2 protein-coding genes are annotated in these 1,269 nt (G+C 70.1%); both read right to left on the bottom strand.

What is annotated here, in order from left to right:
* Positions 1 to 541 (bottom strand): GTP-binding protein (locus tag ACFVFH_RS35760; protein WP_383777107.1); only part of this gene is annotated, 541 nt, incomplete at its 3' end.
* Positions 542 to 1,269, bottom strand: a 728-nt coding sequence (cysD, locus tag ACFVFH_RS35765) for a sulfate adenylyltransferase subunit CysD (RefSeq protein ID WP_383777110.1), incomplete at its 5' end; no start/stop codon positions are given. It lies immediately after the preceding gene.

Raw genomic sequence — 1,269 nt, forward strand, 5'->3', positions numbered from 1 at the left:
GGACGCCGAGGGAGGCGGCGTAGGAGGTGAACTCCTCGGCGATGGCGGCGAAGACGGGCTCGGCGTAGTCGACCAGGTCCATCTTGTTGACGGCCAGGACCACGTGCGGCACCCGCAGGAGCGCGGCGACGGCGGCGTGCCGCCGGGTCTGCTCGACCACGCCGTTGCGGGCGTCGACCAGGACGACGGCCAGTTCGGCGGTGGAGGCGCCGGTCACCATGTTCCGGGTGTACTGCACGTGCCCGGGGGTGTCGGCCAGGACGAACCGGCGGCGCGGTGTCGCGAAGTAGCGGTACGCGACGTCGATGGTGATGCCCTGCTCGCGCTCGGCGCGCAGGCCGTCGGTCAGCAGTGCCAGGTCGGGTGTCTCCTGGCCGCGGCTGCGCGAGGCGTGCTCGACGGCTTCCAGCTGGTCGGTGAGGACCGACTTGGAGTCGTGCAGCAGACGGCCCACGAGGGTGGACTTGCCGTCGTCGACGGAGCCGGCGGTGGCGAACCGGAGCAGGGTGGTGGTCGACGGCTGTTCGCTGATGGCGGTCATTTAGAAGTATCCCTCGCGCTTGCGGTCCTCCATGGCGGCCTCGGACATCTTGTCGTCGGCGCGGGTGGCGCCCCGTTCGGTGAGCCGGGAGGCGGCGATCTCGGTGATGACGGCGTCCAGTGTGGTGGCGTCGGAGTCGACGGCGCCGGTGCAGGACATGTCGCCGACGGTGCGGTAGCGGACCTGGCGGGTCTCGGTCGGCTCGTTCTTCCTGGGGCCGCCCCAGTCGCCCGCGGTCAGCCACATGCCGGAGCGGCTGAAGACCTCGCGCTCGTGGGCGAAGTAGATCCGTGGGAGTTCGATGTTCTCGCGTTCGATGTACTGCCAGACGTCGAGTTCGGTCCAGTTGGAGAGGGGGAAGACGCGGACGTGTTCGCCGGGGGCGTGGCGTCCGTTGTAGAGCTGCCACAGTTCGGGGCGCTGGCGGCGCGGGTCCCACTGGGAGAACTCGTCGCGCAGTGAGAAGACCCGTTCCTTGGCGCGTGCCTTCTCCTCGTCGCGGCGGCCGCCGCCGAAGACGGCGTCGAAGCGGTGCTGCTGGATCGCTTCGGTCAGCGGGAGGGTCTGCAGGGGGTTGCGGGTGCCGTCCGGGCGTTCGCGGAGTTTCCCGGCGTCGATGTACTCCTGGACGGAGGCGATGTGGAGCCGGAGCCCGTGGCGGGCCACGGTGCGGTCGCGGTGTTCCAGTACCTCGGGGAAGTTGTGTCCGGTGTCCACGTGCAGCAGTG

This window comes from Streptomyces sp. NPDC057697 (assembly GCF_042799335.1).
Classification (GTDB): Bacteria; Actinomycetota; Actinomycetes; order Streptomycetales; family Streptomycetaceae; genus Streptomyces.